The organism is Prochlorococcus sp. MIT2302, assembly GCF_059772385.1.
Genome location: NZ_CM186285.1, coordinates 1,593,538 through 1,608,625, shown reverse-complemented (window position 1 = coordinate 1,608,625; position 15,088 = coordinate 1,593,538). Strand labels below are relative to the sequence as shown.

Genomic DNA, 15,088 nt, shown 5'->3' with positions numbered 1-15,088 from the left:
ACCCTATTAATACCTTGGAATAGATTGATCAACATCAGTACTCCAAGCATCTATTCCCCCAACAAGATTCCAAACACAATTCGATATCTCATTTTCTAAAAGCCAAATACCAAAATTTAGACTTCTCACGCCAGCATGGCAGACAACTAGAACAGGCTTATCCTTGGGTAACATTGAATCTATTTTAGCTGACCAGTTTGAAGCCTTACTCAAAGGAAGATGTAATACTGAAAATGAAAATGAAGCAATAGCTATTTCATTATCCTCCCTCACATCTACAATAAATGGTTTTTCAGAAGAATCATCTTCTAAGATTTTATTTAACTCTTTTGGAGATATATTTAGAGGAATCTTATGTTTCATATATAGATTCTAATTAAAGATTAAACTTTCTGTTATCAAAGTTCAAAAAGTATACAAACTCTCAAATAATTAAAAAATGAAATTACGTCTATCTCATCTCTTAATATCAGGAATAATAGTTTTATCAATTTTCATAGGTACATTTTTTTGGCGAAATAGTCAGCGCAATCAGAAACCACAGTTAAATGAACAACAATTTAATGCTCCAGTTTCATCGAAATATATACCAACTAATGCTGATCTGGTTTTTCATTGGAAAATCAACCCAGCTATACTTCCAAAGTATGTAGAGAATTATCAAGATAAAGTTAACAAGAGTATTGTTAATAAAAAAACAAGTTTTATTAGAGATTCTTTTTTCAAGTTAATTAGCCTTGATTTTGAAAAAGACCTCTCAAAATTGGTAGGAGATTATGGGAGTTTTGCTGTATTTGGTTTAGATAAACAAGCTGAAAATGATTGGCTTCTCGTCTTAGAAATAAAAGAAGGTATAAATATCAAAGAAGAATTAGAAACTATATTAGGCTCGAAAAAGATTGATGAGAGTATTGGACAAAACAATAAATTAAGCACTTCAAAAACAGAAGTAATTTCAAAAAGACTTTCTTCAAATAAAACAATTTACTTTATAAATAATAAAGATAATCTTTTCATAGCGTCCAATCCTAAAATCATAGATTCGTCAATAGAAAAATTAGATAAAAATATATTAAACACAAAAAATAAGTATAAGAATATTAAATTAAGGGATAATCTTAAAGACGGGATATTATTACTAGAAATCTCTCCAAAGGAGATTTTAAATCTAATAGGCGAAGAAGATAATTTATTCCAGACAAATGAGATCAATAGTTTAATATCTTCTATAAATTTAGATAAGAGTAAAATCAATTTAGAAGGAATAATATCTTATGATGTTAAAACTACAATGCCATTCAAAGATATTAAATTCAATTTTATTGATATAAAAAAAGAATTTAAATCTTCAAAAGATTTTATCATAGTTGATAATCCTAACCATTATTTCAGAAAAGATTCTAGTCATCCATATCAAAAGCTAATAGCGTCAATTATTAAAGAATCAACAACTTCAGATTATTCTAATCTTTTAAAAAATATTCTTGAAAACTCTAAAGGAAATTTGATTTGGATAAATGATAAAGACTGGTTCGTTTTGACTAAAAAATCTGATACTAGCAAAACAAAGGTAACTGATATTCTAAGAAAAGAGAAGTTTTTAAGGTCAAAAATTGATTTTAAAAACAGGGCACTAGAGATTTGGTCAAAAATTAGTCCAGATGAGAGTGAAGAATATGAGCTAAAAGAAAATATCGAGGCAATTATTGAAGAAGATGAAGAGAGTTACATTTGGAGTCAAAACTTATCATCAATTTCAAGTTTTGATAATACAAATTACTTACATAATTACTCAGATAATGATCAGAAAATAGATAAAATCAGTGCTTTCAATGATATCCTTAGGATACATTTAGGGGAACAAAAAACTAAGGAAGTTTTAACTAATTTCTATCCATATATCTTATTTAAAACAATGCTAGGAAACAAACTAGCTCCTCCTCAGAATATTGATATATCTGTTGCGGTCCCTGCAATTAATTATCCAGACTTCATTAAAGTTAAAATCGACCTAAAAATTAGTTGATAAAAGTTTAAAGTGCTATATTCAACTTATAGCTTAATTCTATACAATAAAGTTCAAGCTGAAGTTTATTTTTTCCAATTGACCAGAAAAATTATTTTGAGGAGCTAAAGCCATAGATAACGAACAAAAGACAACTAATTTGGTTCTAAAGCCAGGATTGGAAGGAGTTCCAGTAACCAACTCGGGGATATGCGAAATCAACGGGACAGAAGGAAAGCTGAATTACAGAGGATATCCAATATCTGAGCTAGCCCAAAAAAGTAGTTTTCTAGAAACTGCATTTCTCTTGATATGGGGAGAACTTCCGACTGAAGATGAGCTTCAGAAATTTGAAGAGGATGTTCAAATGCATAGACGGGTGAGCTTTCGAATTAGAGATATGCTCAAGTGTTTTCCAGAATCAGGGCATCCTATGGATGCTCTGCAAGCAAGTGCTGCATCTCTCGGTCTCTTTTATTCTCGAAGAGCAATTGATGACCCAAAATATATCTACGACGCAGTCGTGAGGTTGATGGCAAAAATTCCTACTATGGTTGCCGCTTTCGAGCAAATAAGAAAGGGAGATGATCCAATTCAGCCTCAGGATGATTTACCTTATTCATCAAATTTTCTTTACATGCTCACCGAAAGAGAACCAAATCCTCTTGCAGCAAGCGTTTTCGATAGATGTTTAATTCTTCATGCCGAGCACAGTCTTAATGCGAGTACGTTCAGCGCAAGAGTAACTGCCAGCACACTAACTGATCCTTACGCTGTGGTAGCTTCTGCCGTTGGGACATTGGCCGGTCCTCTGCATGGAGGGGCCAATGAAGATGTGATAGCAATGTTAGAAGAAATAGGAATACCTGATAAAGCATCATCATTCCTCAATAATGCAATTGAAAAAAAAAGGAAAATCATGGGCTTTGGTCACAGAGAATATCGTGTAAAAGACCCTCGAGCAACAATTTTACAAGCCTTCGCAGAGGAACTTTTCTCGGAATTTGGTAAAGATGAAATGTATGAAGTCGCCAAAGCACTTGAAAAGGAAGCTATTTCAAAACTGGGACCAAAAGGTATATTCCCAAATGTTGACTTTTATTCTGGACTAGTTTATCGAAAGCTTGGTATCCCTCGAGATTTATTTACACCAGTTTTTGCAATTTCCAGGGTTGCTGGTTGGTTGGCTCACTGGAGAGAGCAACTTGGAGCAAATAGAATTTTTAGACCTTCACAAATTTATGAAGGAGCAAAAATCAGAAATTGGCAGCCTCTTGACAAGAGATAATTTGAAAAAATTTTTTTTCGAATTTAAAATTAATTTAAATTACACTAACCTTATTAATAGATTAAATATCAGAAGTGAATTCAGGTATAGACCTTGAAATGAGTTTTACACAAGGTATTCAAAACCTTGGTTTATCTCATGAATTAGCTCATCTTTTATGGATCCCTCTGCCAATGCTTCTAGTATTGGTGTCAGCCGTTATTGGTGTACTAGTAACAGTTTGGCTGGAGAGAAAAATTTCAGCAGCAGCTCAACAGAGAATCGGGCCTGAGTATGCAGGCGCGCTTGGTATTCTTCAGCCAATGGCAGACGGTTTGAAACTTTTAGTAAAAGAAGACATTATTCCAGCAAGGGCAGACAGCGTTCTTTTCACAGTTGGGCCAATATTAGTTTTGGTTCCAGTAATTTTATCTTGGTTAATTGTTCCTTTTGGTCAAAATCTTTTAATTAGCAACGTAGGCATAGGAATCTTTTTGTGGATTGCCCTGAGTAGTATTCAACCTATTGGTTTATTGATGAGTGGTTACTCTTCAAATAACAAATATTCATTGCTGGGTGGACTAAGGGCTGCTGCTCAATCAATTAGTTATGAAATCCCGCTAGCGCTAGCGGTTTTGGCAATAGTCATGATGAGCAACTCATTGAGTACAGTTGATATAGTTGAGCAACAAAATACTGCCGGTTTTCTTAGCTGGAATATATGGCGACAACCAGTAGGTTTTATTATTTTTTGGATCTGTGCATTAGCTGAATGCGAGAGACTACCTTTTGATTTACCTGAAGCAGAAGAAGAACTTGTAGCTGGTTATCAAACTGAGTATGCAGGTATGAAATTTGCTCTGTTTTACTTGGCTGGATATATAAATCTCGTTTTATCTGCTTTACTTGTTTCCGTTCTGTACTTAGGGGGATGGGGTTTCCCAATATCAATCGATTGGTTCTCGTCTTTGATAGGTCTTTCCATTGACAATCCATTAGTTCAAATTATTGCTGCATCTATTGGCATTGTCATGACAATACTCAAAGCTTATTTGCTGGTTTTTTTAGCAATCTTATTGAGATGGACTACCCCAAGAGTTCGAATTGATCAACTACTTGATTTAGGATGGAAATTTCTTTTACCTATTTCATTGGTAAATTTACTTTTCACTGCTTCACTGAAGTTGGCATTTCCTTTGACATTTGGGGGATAAAAGAAAAGTAACACAATCGCTCTATTTTTTAAGTAAAAGTACCTACATTTATTTTAAAAAAACTGTATAATGATAAATGTAAATAAGGGCCGCCGGCAGTAAAATTAATATGCTTGGTTTCCTTGAAAAAGTTGCCAACTACACTAAAGAAGCAGTTAGTGCAGCAAAATATTTAGTCGACGGACTAGGTGTAACTTTCGACCACATGCGTCGAAGGCCAGTAACGGTTCAATATCCTTACGAAAAGCTAATTCCTTCAGAGCGTTACAGAGGAAGGATTCATTATGAATTTGACAAGTGCATTGCTTGCGAGGTTTGTGTCAGGGTATGTCCAATTAATCTTCCAGTTGTTGACTGGGTAATGAACAAGGAAACCAAGAAAAAAGAATTGAGAAATTATTCCATTGATTTTGGTGCATGTATTTTTTGTGGAAATTGCGTTGAATATTGCCCTACAAATTGTTTGTCAATGACAGAAGAATATGAGCTAGCTGCGTTTGATAGGCATAGCCTTAATTTCGATAATGTTGCTCTTGGAAGACTACCAACAAGCGTAACTTCAGATCCTTCAGTTATTCCTCTAAGGGAACTGGCTTATTTGCCCGAGGGAATAATGGATCCCCATGAACTATCTGCAAACCAAAAAAGAGCAGGAAAGCTCCCAAATCAAATTATAAAAGAACTACAAACAGAGAAATCACAAAAAGAAGATACAAATAATTCGTCCAATATGGTTCAAAAAAAATTAAATTCTCCTAATTAATGAATATCGCTTATTCAACAGAATTAATTTGCTTTTTAATTCTCAGTGCTGTCATAGTTTCTGGAAGTTTGGCAGTTGTTTTATTAGAAAATATTGTTTACTCAGCATTTTTATTAGGCGGAGTATTTATGGCTGTAGCGGGATTATATCTTTTACTTAATGCTAGTTTTGTCGCTGCGGCTCAAATTCTTGTTTATGTTGGAGCTGTAAATGTTTTAATATTATTTGCAATAATGCTAGTTAATAAGAAAGAAAAGTTAAAACCAATTTCAGGACTTAAAACCAGAAAATTGATATCTGGGGGAGTTTGTGGTGGATTATTAATTTTGTTATTGCGAGTTAGCATCACGACGAGATGGAACTTGCCTGGACCAACCTCTATTGGTGAAGAAGCAACCGAAAGAATTGGTGAACATCTATTCACAGATTATTTATTACCTTTCGAATTAGCATCAATTCTATTGTTAATGGCTATGATTGGAGCAATTGTTCTAGCAAGAAGAGATAGCTCAATATCAAAAGATAATGTAAATGATTTCAATAAAGAAAAGTCCTTAATTGATAAGGAAATTCCTCTTCTTTCCGAAAATAGTCTAAAATGAATTAACCATAAATATAATTTTTTCCAATAAAGATGTTAGCAACCTCAATCGTACCAGTACCTCTCCAAGCCTACCTTATAGTTGCTGCATTCCTCTTCTGTACTGGTGTCTGGGGATTAATAAATAGTAGGAATGCTGTCAGAGTTTTAATGAGTATTGAATTAATGTTAAATGCAGTGAACATAAACCTAATGAGTTTCTCATCCTACATAGACGGATCAATAATTAGAGGACAAGTATTTTCGATTTTTGTTATCACAGTCGCAGCGGCCGAGGCTGCTGTTGGACTAGCAATACTACTTTCTTTGTATAGAAATAGAGTTACTATTGATATGGAAAGTTTCAATCTACTCAAATGGTAGATAATATTAATGACAACAAATCTGATCTGGATCTTATATAGATCAGATAGCGATACTGCCTACAAAGAAACCTTAAATTGCAAAAAAATAATTGAAGGTTATGGAAAAAAGGTTTTATTTTCAGAAATTAGTAATGAAACGAATAATGTTAATCAATTATTTTCAAAATCTGAAGATTTACCTGACATTGCTCTTGTTTTAGGAGGTGATGGAACAGTTTTAAAAGCCGCAAGATATTTATCCCCGAGAAACATACCTATTTTAAGTTTCAATGTTGGAGGCAATCTAGGCTTCTTGACCCACGATCGTCATATATTAAAGCAAGAAAATTTCTGGGAACGCATCACAAATAATAGGTTTAACGTACAAAAAAGAATGATGCTTGAAGCAAATGTATTTAAAGAAAAAAACAATAATGAAAGGACACTTAAAAGATCATTTTTTGCTCTGAACGATTTTTATTTCCGATCTTGCACCGATGAAATTGCACCTACCTGCTGTCTTGCGCTTGAAATAGATGGTGAAGGTGTTGACAAATACAAAGGAGATGGTCTTATTTTCTCGACCCCAACCGGCTCCACTGCTTATTCTATGGCAGCAGGGGGGCCAATAATCCACCCTTCTTTGGATGCAATAATCGTAAGCGCCATTTGCCCAATGAGCTTGGCAAGTAGACCGATTGTGGTCCCTCCTGAATCTCAATTAGTAATAAAACCCATAAGAGAAAAAAAGCAAAAAATAAAGTTATGGCTAGATGGATCTGGTGGATGTCTAATTGAAGCTAATGATATATGTTTAATAAAGAAATCTAATCATTCAACATCAATAATAATTTTAGATGAGAATCTTTCTTATTATAAAACAATCACTCAAAAACTTCATTGGGCAAGCAGCCTTAATGAAAGCAATAAATAATAAGTTATGGGAATAGAAATCGAAAGAAGATTCTTAGTTAAGAGTGAAGAATGGAAGTCTAAGGTAATACTAACTCAAGATATTAGTCAAGCCTACTTAAATTCAAGTGTAGATGAGTGGGCAACTCGAATAAGGATAATAAATAATAATGCAGCATACATAACTTTAAAGTCCTCTTTAAATGGATTAGTAAATAACGAGTTTGAATATTCAATTCCTATCAAAGATGCTATTGAATTAATAAAATTATCAAAATATAAAATTACAAAAACTCGATATCAGCTAAAAATAAATAATAAAACTTGGGTAGTTGATCTATTTGATGGGTCAAATTTCTCTCTAAAAATAGCTGAAATTGAATTAATGTCAGAATCCGAAGAAATCCAAGTGCCCTCGTGGTGTGGCAGGGAGATAACAGGCCTCAAATTACTAAGCAATGCATCTCTTGCAAAAATACCTATTTCAGAATTGTCACTAAAAGATCGGCTAAAAAATAAATATGAATAGCCAAAGAGCAAACGTTACTTTAGATTATCTTTATAATTAACGCTAGCAACAACTAGCAGCCTATGCACCTACTGCAGGAGGCCTAACTTGTTCGGTCTTTATGACAATGAGGGTATACTTCGCTTTACTTGCACTGACAAGGAAGCTTGCATTGCATATGCAAAGTTATTTAATTTATCATCAATTGAATTTTCTTTAATGCCACTATTAGAAAGTAATGAGGACGAAAATAATTAAATCTTCTAAGAATCTGTTTCATCTGGCAATGAACAACAATTAAAACCATCCCGGCATATCTTTCCATGATCCATTGCCCAGTTTAATAAAGCCACTCTGTTTTTAGAACCTGTTTTGGTAAACATATTACTTACGTGGTTGTCTACAGTTCTTTTGCTAATTGTCAGTTTTTCAGCAATCTCTTGATTAGTGAGGCCATCTGCAACCAATCCAATAATCTCCATTTCCCTAGCAGAGAGTCCCATATGGGACGAATTAGAGATCTCTCCTGTAAACATTCCCCTCACTCACAACTCTTTAATTAATACTACTTAGATTAGGGCCTTTAATCACCGATAGTAATTATCTAGTAAAAAATACATGTGAAATCTAAACTTCAAATTCGACTTGAATCTGGCTTATCAGCTATTACTGCTGAAATCATGCCTCCTAGGGGAGGAGATACAGATTCGGCCATATCAAAAGCCGTCAAATTAAATGACTTTGTTCATGGGTTTAATGTTACAGATGGCAGTAGGGCAATCATGCGAATGAGCAGCCTAGCCTTGTGCAAACTGCTTTTAGAGGCAAAACTTGAACCAGTCTTGCAATTATCTTGTAGGGATAGGAATCGAATCGCATTACAAGCTGAACTACTTGGAGCGCACGCTTTAGGGATAAGAAATATCCTCTGTTTAACTGGCGATCCTGTACGAGTAGGAGACCAATCTGAAGCCAAATCAGTACAAGACTTAAACTCAATTGAACTTATCAATCAAGTCACATCACTTAACAAAGGAATAGATCCCGTATCTGGTTCATTACCCGATGGCCAAACTAATTTGTTCGCTGGAGCCGCTGCGGATCCAAATTGCAGAGGATTTGATGGTTTACGAAGAAGAATAGAACTCAAAAAGAAAGCCGGTGCTAATTTCCTTCAAACTCAAATGGTTATGGACACCAAAGTACTTGAGAGATTTTGTAAGGAGATAACAGAGCCTATGAAAATACCTGTTTTAGCTGGGGTCTTTCTTCTCAAATCTGCTAAGAATGCTCAATTCATAAATCGTGTAGTCCCAGGAGCATGCATACCCGAATCAATAATTTCCAGACTTGAGAGTGCAGCAAACCCTCTTGATGAAGGCATCTCAATTGCTGCTGAGCAAGTAAAAAGTTTCCTAGGAATTGCTCAAGGGGTTCACCTTATGGCAGTTAAAGCAGAGCAACAAATACCGATAATTTTAGAAAGAGCAAATATTAGTTAGAAGAACCAATTAGGTCAGTTCCTAATAATTCAGCCATTGCTTTTTGTTGCGGTGAAGGTTCTCCTAGGTCCTGTCTTCGAGCATCAGTTATTAACCAATCTAACGCGGCTTCCTGTAAATCAAAATGATCGCCTTCTTTACCTACACAATATCTACCAAAAACTAACTTCTCTACAAGTTGCACTCCAGGTCCAATAAGTGAATAATCAAATATTATTGAATTGTCAATTGTTGCTCCTTCACAAATACAACAACTCGGACCAATCATAGAAGGACCAATAATAGTTACACCATCTTCAATCCTTGTCATTCCACCAACATATATAGGTCCTTTAACATTAATCTTATCCCAATTAGCTGCAACATTTAAACCAGTGTAAATCCCTGGTCTCACCTGCTTACCTGGTATTTCCACCTGTCTAACATCACCTTTAAGAACATTCCTTATTGCTCTCCAATAATCTGGTACTTTACCAATATCAACCCACTCAAAATCCATAGGCAAAGCATAAAAAGGTGCTCCCTCTTCTACTAACTTTGGGAACAAATCTGAGCCAATATCAAAGGGTTTTCCAGATGGTATATAATTAAAAACTTCTGGTTCAAATAAATATATTCCTGTATTAATAGTATCTCCTAGTGCATTATCAATAGAGGGTTTTTCTTGAAAGGCTTTAACACGATCTTCCTCATCTGTTACTACTACGCCATAACTACTTACTTGATCTTTTGAAACACGTTTAGTAATCAAACTGGCTAAGGCACCTTTCTCTTTATGTCTTTTTACAGCTTCAGACAAATCCAAATCAATTAGTGCATCTCCGCACAAGACAACAAAAGTATCATCAAAAAATTTTTGAAAGTCTTGAATTTTTTTGAGACCACCCGCTGATCCTAGTGCGTCACCAATTAATTCTCCATCTTCAATACGGCCTTCAAAGCTATAAGCAATTTCAACTCCAAATCTTTGCCCATCTCGAAAATAATTTTCTATTTCTTCTGCTAAATGAGAAACGTTAACCATGACCTCAGTAAAACCATGCTCTTTAAGGAGTTCCAACAGAAACTCCATTACAGGTTTCTGAAGGATAGGAATCATTGGCTTTGGAATCACATGCGTGATCGGCTGAACTCTGGTACCTTTCCCAGCCGCCAGGATCATCGCCTTCATAAGTGTTCTAACTGAAGCGACACAAGGCCAACATAGAATGCTACCTCCAAAAAGAGCTAGGCAGCAGCCGGCGAGCCATCTGTCACGTCCAAAGATGCCAAAGGGAGTTGAGCAACCATTCCTGGTTCTAACAGCCTCTTTAGACTTAATGGAGAAAACAAAGAATCTTTTTGATCAATCTCCACCTTGCCTTGAGAACATAAAAACAATAAAGCCCAAAAGACTCCAACTCTATCAGTATCCAAATCCTCTGAAGCAGAATCTTCACTCCACCTCTTAACTAATAATTCAAAATCAACCCAGTGCAAAGCTTGTTCCCAATCGTTAAGAAAAATTGCCAAAGCCGCAGTGGTTTCAGGTAATTTTTCTCGATGAGCAAGAGATGAAACTTGTGAAATAACTTCCCTATCAGTTAATTTTCTCTGTCGTAAATTTCTACGATTATGCAACTCATCATTTTTCAAAGATTCTGCAATGGTCTCAAGTTGGTTTATTAATTCTCCAAGCGTAACTGGCCTTCTAAAAGGTGGAGGGGCAACAGGCCGTCTAAATAGATGTCTTTCTGGACGAGAAGGTAATTGAAAAGTTTCATCTAGCCAACCTTGCTCCCCAAAATCAAATTCTGAATCATCTTGATCATCTACTTCAACAGAGAATATTTCAGCTTCAAGAACCTCAGCCTTTAAGCCAACTAAGACAGAAGCAGCTAAAAAGGCTTCACTACTCTGAGCAAGATCAACTTCATAACTTCCACCATTTTGACTGAAATGTTCTGAAATCTTTTTTGGAATTTCAATTCGCAGTTTCAGTTGGTCAAGAAACCCATCAATAACAGGAATGACATCTACATCCCATGGATCAATATCACCTCTTTCAGCTGCATCTTGCAAAAGACGAATTGCAAGTCTCGCTCCAGAATCTGCAGTTTGACTTAAAAGATTAACTGGCAATTAAGACTAAGACTCTATAAGAAAGTTATCTCTTTGATGAAAGTTATGCCAGGTCAAAGGAATGAATGATATTCAATCTAAAAAAGGAGCTTGAATAGTCCCAATTGATAAATTAGGTCTACTAATAATCGTTGCTTGGTCATTCCTAATTCTCTCAACGGCTAACAAATCTCGTTTAACCAATCCATCAATCGATGAAATATAAGTATCAGTCATGATTTTTGGATACAAACCAATTCCAATAATAGGAACTAATAAACAAGCAATAATATAAATTTCTCTAGGTTCAGCATCTACCAACTTTGCTTTTGATATCAACTTCGCATTCTGTTTCCCGAAGAAAATTTCTCTGAGCATCGATAATAAATATATGGGTGTCAAAATGACTCCTATTGCGGCTAATGAAGCAATAACAATTCTAAATGGGAGTGTATAAACTTCGTCAGTTACAAAACCAACAAAGACCATTAATTCTGAGATAAACCCACTCATTCCAGGTAAAGCGAGGGAAGCGAAAGCGCATGCAGTCCATAAAGCAAACATAATCCTCATGTTTTGACCAATACCCCCCATCTCATCTAATTGAAGCGTGTGTGTTCTGTCATAAGTTGCTCCAACAAGGAAAAACAAACTTGCTCCTATTAGACCGTGGCTAACCATTTGCAACATTGCTCCACTCGTTCCTAAAGAACTAAAGCTTCCAATACCTATCAAAACAAAACCCATATGACTTATGGAGCTATAAGCAATTTTTCTTTTTAGATTTCTTTGAGCAAAAGAAGTTAAAGCTGCGTAAATAATATTTACTACTCCAAGAACGATTAACAATGGTGCAAATTGAGCATGAGCATCAGGCAGCAATTGCGCATTAAATCTTAGAAGAGCATATCCACCCATTTTCAACAATATTCCCGCTAAAAGCATATGCACTGGAGCAGTGGCCTCTCCATGTGCATCTGGTAACCAGGTATGAAGAGGAACAATAGGAAGTTTGACACCAAAAGCAATGAGTAATCCTGAATAACAAAGCAGTTGAAACCCCTTACCAAAATTTTGCTGAGCCAAATGGGTATAGCCGAAATCTGGGATTCCTCCTCCTTGAAAGAAACCCATTGCAAGACCAGCAAGGAGAATAAATAACGAGCTTCCTGCTGTGTAGATAATAAATTTCGTAGCTGCATATTGCCTTTTCTTTCCGCCCCATATTGCAAGAAATAAATACACCGGGAACAACTCCAATTCCCAAGCCAAAAAGAAAAGCAACATATCTTGGACAGCAAATACTGCTATCTGGCCGCCATCCATAGCGAGGATTAAAAAGAAAAATAATTTAGGTTTATAGCTAACTGGCCAAGCTGCTAAAACCGCAAGAGAGGTTATAAAACTTGTAAGCAATATCAATGGCATTGACAAACCATCTGCGCCAACAGACCAAGTCAATCCAAGATTTGGAAGCCAATTAACTTTTTCATATAACTGTAAGCCTTCTTGACTCGGATCAAAACCTTTAAAGTAAGCAGCAACGGTAATTAGAAAAGTAATTAAAGCAATTATTAGGGCATACCAACGAACTTCTTTACCTTCTCCTTTATCTGGAATAAAAGGAACGATTAAAGCTCCAACAATTGGGAAAAATATGGATAAACTTAACCATGGTAAATCGGCTTGAATTGGCTCAGGAAAAAGCATTGTCCCTATGTTCAAACTTGCATTGAAAGCGAATTCCAAGACTCGAAATTAATCACCACTTTTTGAGTTTAGAAATTATGAGATTATTGGCACCCCATAGATAGGGGATGAAACACACACCTAAAAAAAATATGTAAATTATGCCCCAATAACCCCAAAAAGTGCGACCAAAGCAATCACGCCTCCAAAAACAATCAATGCATAAAACTGAGCTCTTCCTGTTTCAAAATATTTTAGTCCTTCTCCACTACCGAGAGTCAGTAATCCAGTCAGATTAACTACTCCATCAACTACTTTTGCATCTACCTCAAGTACTTCTCTAGCGAGCTTTCTACTACCTTTTACAAAAATTTTGTCATTAACATCATCTAGATACCATTTGTTTTGAAGAAATGAATTTATTTGAGGATATTTCTTAGAGAGAGAGACGCCAAGATCAAATCGCTTAAGGTAATAAGTTAAAACTGCCAACAGTATTCCTGCAGATGAGATAGCCACAGAAGCAGTAGCAAGTGGGATAAATTCTCCCCAGCTAAACTTTTCTGCAGCTTCAATAGCTTCAAGAGGGTCTAACAAGTTTGCAAAAATACTGTTCCAAGGAACTCCTATAAATCCAATCAAAACAGAAGGAATTGCCAAAACTGCCAAAGGGAATGTCATAGGCCATGCAGATTCATGTATCTTGCCAACTTCATGATCTTCATGCTCATCATCTTGGTCTTTGCCTGCCAGAGAAAGCAAAGCAAGCTGCATCTCTTTATTTTCACCACGAAAGTCTCCTTCAAAAGTTAGAAAATATAGACGAAACATATAAAAAGCAGTCATTCCAGCCGTTAAAAAACCAATAAACCAGAGTATTGGGAAACTATTAAAAGCTTGACCAAGAATTTCGTCCTTACTCCAAAACCCTGCAAGAGGGGGGATACCACTAATAGCAATACAGCCAATGAAAAAGGTTATTGCCGTAATGGGCATTTTCTTACGTAAACCGCCCATTAATCTCATATCTTGAGCAAGAATTGGTTCATGACCAACCACCTCCTCCATTGCATGAATCACTGAACCTGAACCAAGGAATAACATTGCCTTAAAACATGCATGGGTAACTAGATGGAACATTCCGGCAACTGGTGCTCCACATCCCATCGCTAACATCATGTATCCAAGTTGAGAAACAGTGCTATAAGCCAATCCTTTTTTCAAATCCATTTGTGTCAAAGCAATTGATGCCCCTAAAAAACAAGTAATTGTCCCAATAATTGCTATGAACAATCCAATAAAAGGAAACTGGCTAAACAAAGGATCAAGCCTCGCTACTAAAAAAACTCCCGCTGCAACCATTGTTGCAGCATGAATTAAAGCAGATATGGGCGTTGGGCCTTCCATTGCGTCGGGCAACCAAACATGCAGAGGGAATTGTGCGGACTTTGCCATTGGTCCCATAAAAACAAGAATACAAAGGATCAAAGCAGCCCATATTGGCACTGTCCCAGCACTGACTGACTCTGATAAACCCTCAGCAATTCCATTAAAATCAAAACTTCCAGTTGCCCAAAAAAGACCCAAGATGCCGAGCAATAACCCAAAATCTCCTACTCTATTAACGATAAAAGCCTTTTGAGCTGCATGCGCAGCACCATCCCTGTCGTACCAAAAACCAACAAGTAAATATGAACACATTCCAACCAATTCCCAAAATACATATATTTCAAGCAAGTTAGGACTAACTATTAACCCAAGCATAGAACTGCTAAATAAGGCTAGATAGGTAAAAAAACGAACATACCCAGGGTCATGTGCCATATAACCATGGGAATAAATCATTACCAACAAAGCAATAGTCGTAACAAGAGCAAGCATTACTGCTGCTAAAGGATCAATCACATATCCCATTGGCAACTCAAAAGAACCTGCACTTGCCCATACGAACAAGTGTTCGACTTGAGGCTTGCCTGAAAGTTGCTCAGCCAAAACTGCATAGCTAATAAAGGCAGAAGCACCTACAGAGGTTAAAAGTGTTATTGCAACGGGTTTTCGTGAACGATTAAAGAGATCGTTAAAACTAATTAATCCCAAACCAATCAAAACTGCCCCACAAAGAGGGAGTAGAGGAATTAACCAAGCAAAATCTGCAGCCGAATGCATCCAGCTAAATCATATTG

The 15,088-nt window shown here is 36.0% G+C and carries 15 protein-coding genes; 9 read left to right on the top strand and 6 right to left on the bottom strand.

All coding sequences use genetic code 11. The features are described 5' to 3' along the window. Positions 1-6: 6 nt before the first annotated feature. Positions 7-363 carry a rhodanese-like domain-containing protein gene (locus AC6EI2_RS09235; RefSeq protein ID WP_498462053.1) on the bottom strand — a complete coding sequence of 119 codons (357 nt, stop codon included), beginning with the start codon at positions 361-363 and terminating at the stop codon, positions 7-9. Between the two features lie 76 nt (positions 364-439). Between AC6EI2_RS09235 and AC6EI2_RS09230 the strand changes: the two genes are divergently transcribed. The 8 genes from AC6EI2_RS09230 to AC6EI2_RS09195 all read left to right on the top strand — a co-directional run bounded on the left by AC6EI2_RS09230 (position 440) and on the right by AC6EI2_RS09195 (position 7,635). Continuing rightward, on the top strand, positions 440-2,026 hold the full coding sequence (locus AC6EI2_RS09230; protein WP_498462052.1) for a DUF3352 domain-containing protein: 1,587 nt from the start codon (positions 440-442) through the stop codon (positions 2,024-2,026). 139 nt (positions 2,027-2,165) lie between these two features. Next, complete coding sequence (locus tag AC6EI2_RS09225; RefSeq protein ID WP_498462051.1) at positions 2,166-3,293, top strand: citrate synthase; 1,128 nt, start codon at positions 2,166-2,168, stop codon at positions 3,291-3,293. A gap of 74 nt (positions 3,294-3,367) precedes the next feature. Then, the gene (gene nuoH / locus AC6EI2_RS09220) at positions 3,368-4,486 is read left to right on the top strand and encodes an NADH-quinone oxidoreductase subunit NuoH (protein ID WP_498462050.1); all 1,119 of its coding nucleotides are present in this window, start codon (positions 3,368-3,370) and stop codon (positions 4,484-4,486) included. Between the two features lie 109 nt (positions 4,487-4,595). After that, on the top strand, positions 4,596-5,249 hold the full coding sequence (gene ndhI / locus AC6EI2_RS09215; protein WP_498462049.1) for an NAD(P)H-quinone oxidoreductase subunit I: 654 nt from the start codon (positions 4,596-4,598) through the stop codon (positions 5,247-5,249). Further along, positions 5,249-5,851: an NADH-quinone oxidoreductase subunit J gene (locus AC6EI2_RS09210; RefSeq protein ID WP_498462048.1), complete on the top strand. Its 603-nt coding sequence runs from the start codon at positions 5,249-5,251 to the stop codon at positions 5,849-5,851. Before ndhI ends, AC6EI2_RS09210 begins: the two co-directional genes overlap by 1 nt. A 32-nt stretch (positions 5,852-5,883) precedes the next feature. Further along, on the top strand, positions 5,884-6,213 hold the full coding sequence (gene nuoK / locus AC6EI2_RS09205; RefSeq protein ID WP_498462047.1) for an NADH-quinone oxidoreductase subunit NuoK: 330 nt from the start codon (positions 5,884-5,886) through the stop codon (positions 6,211-6,213). Positions 6,214-6,222: 9 nt separating this feature from the next. Beyond that, entirely contained in the window at positions 6,223-7,128 is a 906-nt protein-coding gene (locus tag AC6EI2_RS09200; RefSeq protein ID WP_498462046.1) for an NAD(+) kinase, read from the top strand. A gap of 6 nt (positions 7,129-7,134) precedes the next feature. Next, a complete protein-coding gene (locus AC6EI2_RS09195) occupies positions 7,135-7,635 on the top strand; it encodes a CYTH domain-containing protein (protein WP_498462045.1) in 501 nt (166 codons plus the stop codon). A gap of 242 nt (positions 7,636-7,877) precedes the next feature. Here AC6EI2_RS09195 and pedR read toward each other — a convergent pair whose 3' ends face one another. Then, positions 7,878-8,150, bottom strand: coding sequence for a photosynthetic electron transport-dependent transcriptional regulator PedR (gene pedR, locus AC6EI2_RS09190; RefSeq protein WP_498462044.1), 273 nt, complete (start codon positions 8,148-8,150; stop codon positions 7,878-7,880). An 84-nt stretch (positions 8,151-8,234) separates the two neighbouring features. On the opposite strand from pedR, the gene AC6EI2_RS09185 reads away from it, so the two are divergent. After that, complete coding sequence (locus tag AC6EI2_RS09185; protein WP_498462043.1) at positions 8,235-9,116, top strand: methylenetetrahydrofolate reductase; 882 nt, start codon at positions 8,235-8,237, stop codon at positions 9,114-9,116. Here AC6EI2_RS09185 and AC6EI2_RS09180 read toward each other — a convergent pair. The 4 genes from AC6EI2_RS09180 to AC6EI2_RS09165 all read right to left on the bottom strand — a co-directional run bounded on the left by AC6EI2_RS09180 (position 9,109) and on the right by AC6EI2_RS09165 (position 15,071). Further along, positions 9,109-10,287 (bottom strand): sugar phosphate nucleotidyltransferase, encoded by a 1,179-nt coding sequence (locus AC6EI2_RS09180; RefSeq protein ID WP_498462042.1) that lies wholly within the window; start codon positions 10,285-10,287, stop codon positions 9,109-9,111. The genes AC6EI2_RS09185 and AC6EI2_RS09180 overlap by 8 nt on opposite strands. Before the next feature lie 56 nt (positions 10,288-10,343). Further along, positions 10,344-11,237, bottom strand: a complete 894-nt coding sequence (locus AC6EI2_RS09175) for a segregation/condensation protein A (protein ID WP_498462041.1) — start codon at positions 11,235-11,237, stop codon at positions 10,344-10,346. A 72-nt stretch (positions 11,238-11,309) separates the two neighbouring features. Next, positions 11,310-12,926, bottom strand: coding sequence for an NAD(P)H-quinone oxidoreductase subunit 4 (locus AC6EI2_RS09170; protein ID WP_498463477.1), 1,617 nt, complete (start codon positions 12,924-12,926; stop codon positions 11,310-11,312). Between the two features lie 138 nt (positions 12,927-13,064). Next, the gene (locus tag AC6EI2_RS09165) at positions 13,065-15,071 is read right to left on the bottom strand and encodes an NAD(P)H-quinone oxidoreductase subunit 5 (RefSeq protein WP_498462040.1); all 2,007 of its coding nucleotides are present in this window, start codon (positions 15,069-15,071) and stop codon (positions 13,065-13,067) included. Positions 15,072-15,088 lie beyond the last annotated feature (17 nt).

Bases quoted from the DNA above. Each gene is read 5' to 3' on its own strand.
- nuoK (WP_498462047.1), top strand. From the start codon at position 5,884: ATGTTAGCAACCTCAATCGTACCAGTACCTCTCCAAGCCTACCTTATA.
- AC6EI2_RS09195 (WP_498462045.1), top strand. From the start codon at position 7,135: ATGGGAATAGAAATCGAAAGAAGATTCTTAGTTAAGAGTGAAGAATGG.
- AC6EI2_RS09235 (WP_498462053.1), bottom strand. From the start codon at position 363: ATGAAACATAAGATTCCTCTAAATATATCTCCAAAAGAGTTAAATAAA.
- AC6EI2_RS09230 (WP_498462052.1), top strand. From the start codon at position 440: ATGAAATTACGTCTATCTCATCTCTTAATATCAGGAATAATAGTTTTA.
- AC6EI2_RS09210 (WP_498462048.1), top strand. From the start codon at position 5,249: ATGAATATCGCTTATTCAACAGAATTAATTTGCTTTTTAATTCTCAGT.
- AC6EI2_RS09170 (WP_498463477.1), bottom strand. From the start codon at position 12,926: ATGCTTTTTCCTGAGCCAATTCAAGCCGATTTACCATGGTTAAGTTTA.
- AC6EI2_RS09180 (WP_498462042.1), bottom strand. From the start codon at position 10,287: ATGAAGGCGATGATCCTGGCGGCTGGGAAAGGTACCAGAGTTCAGCCG.
- ndhI (WP_498462049.1), top strand. From the start codon at position 4,596: ATGCTTGGTTTCCTTGAAAAAGTTGCCAACTACACTAAAGAAGCAGTT.
- AC6EI2_RS09165 (WP_498462040.1), bottom strand. From the start codon at position 15,071: ATGCATTCGGCTGCAGATTTTGCTTGGTTAATTCCTCTACTCCCTCTT.
- pedR (WP_498462044.1), bottom strand. From the start codon at position 8,150: ATGTTTACAGGAGAGATCTCTAATTCGTCCCATATGGGACTCTCTGCT.
- AC6EI2_RS09200 (WP_498462046.1), top strand. From the start codon at position 6,223: ATGACAACAAATCTGATCTGGATCTTATATAGATCAGATAGCGATACT.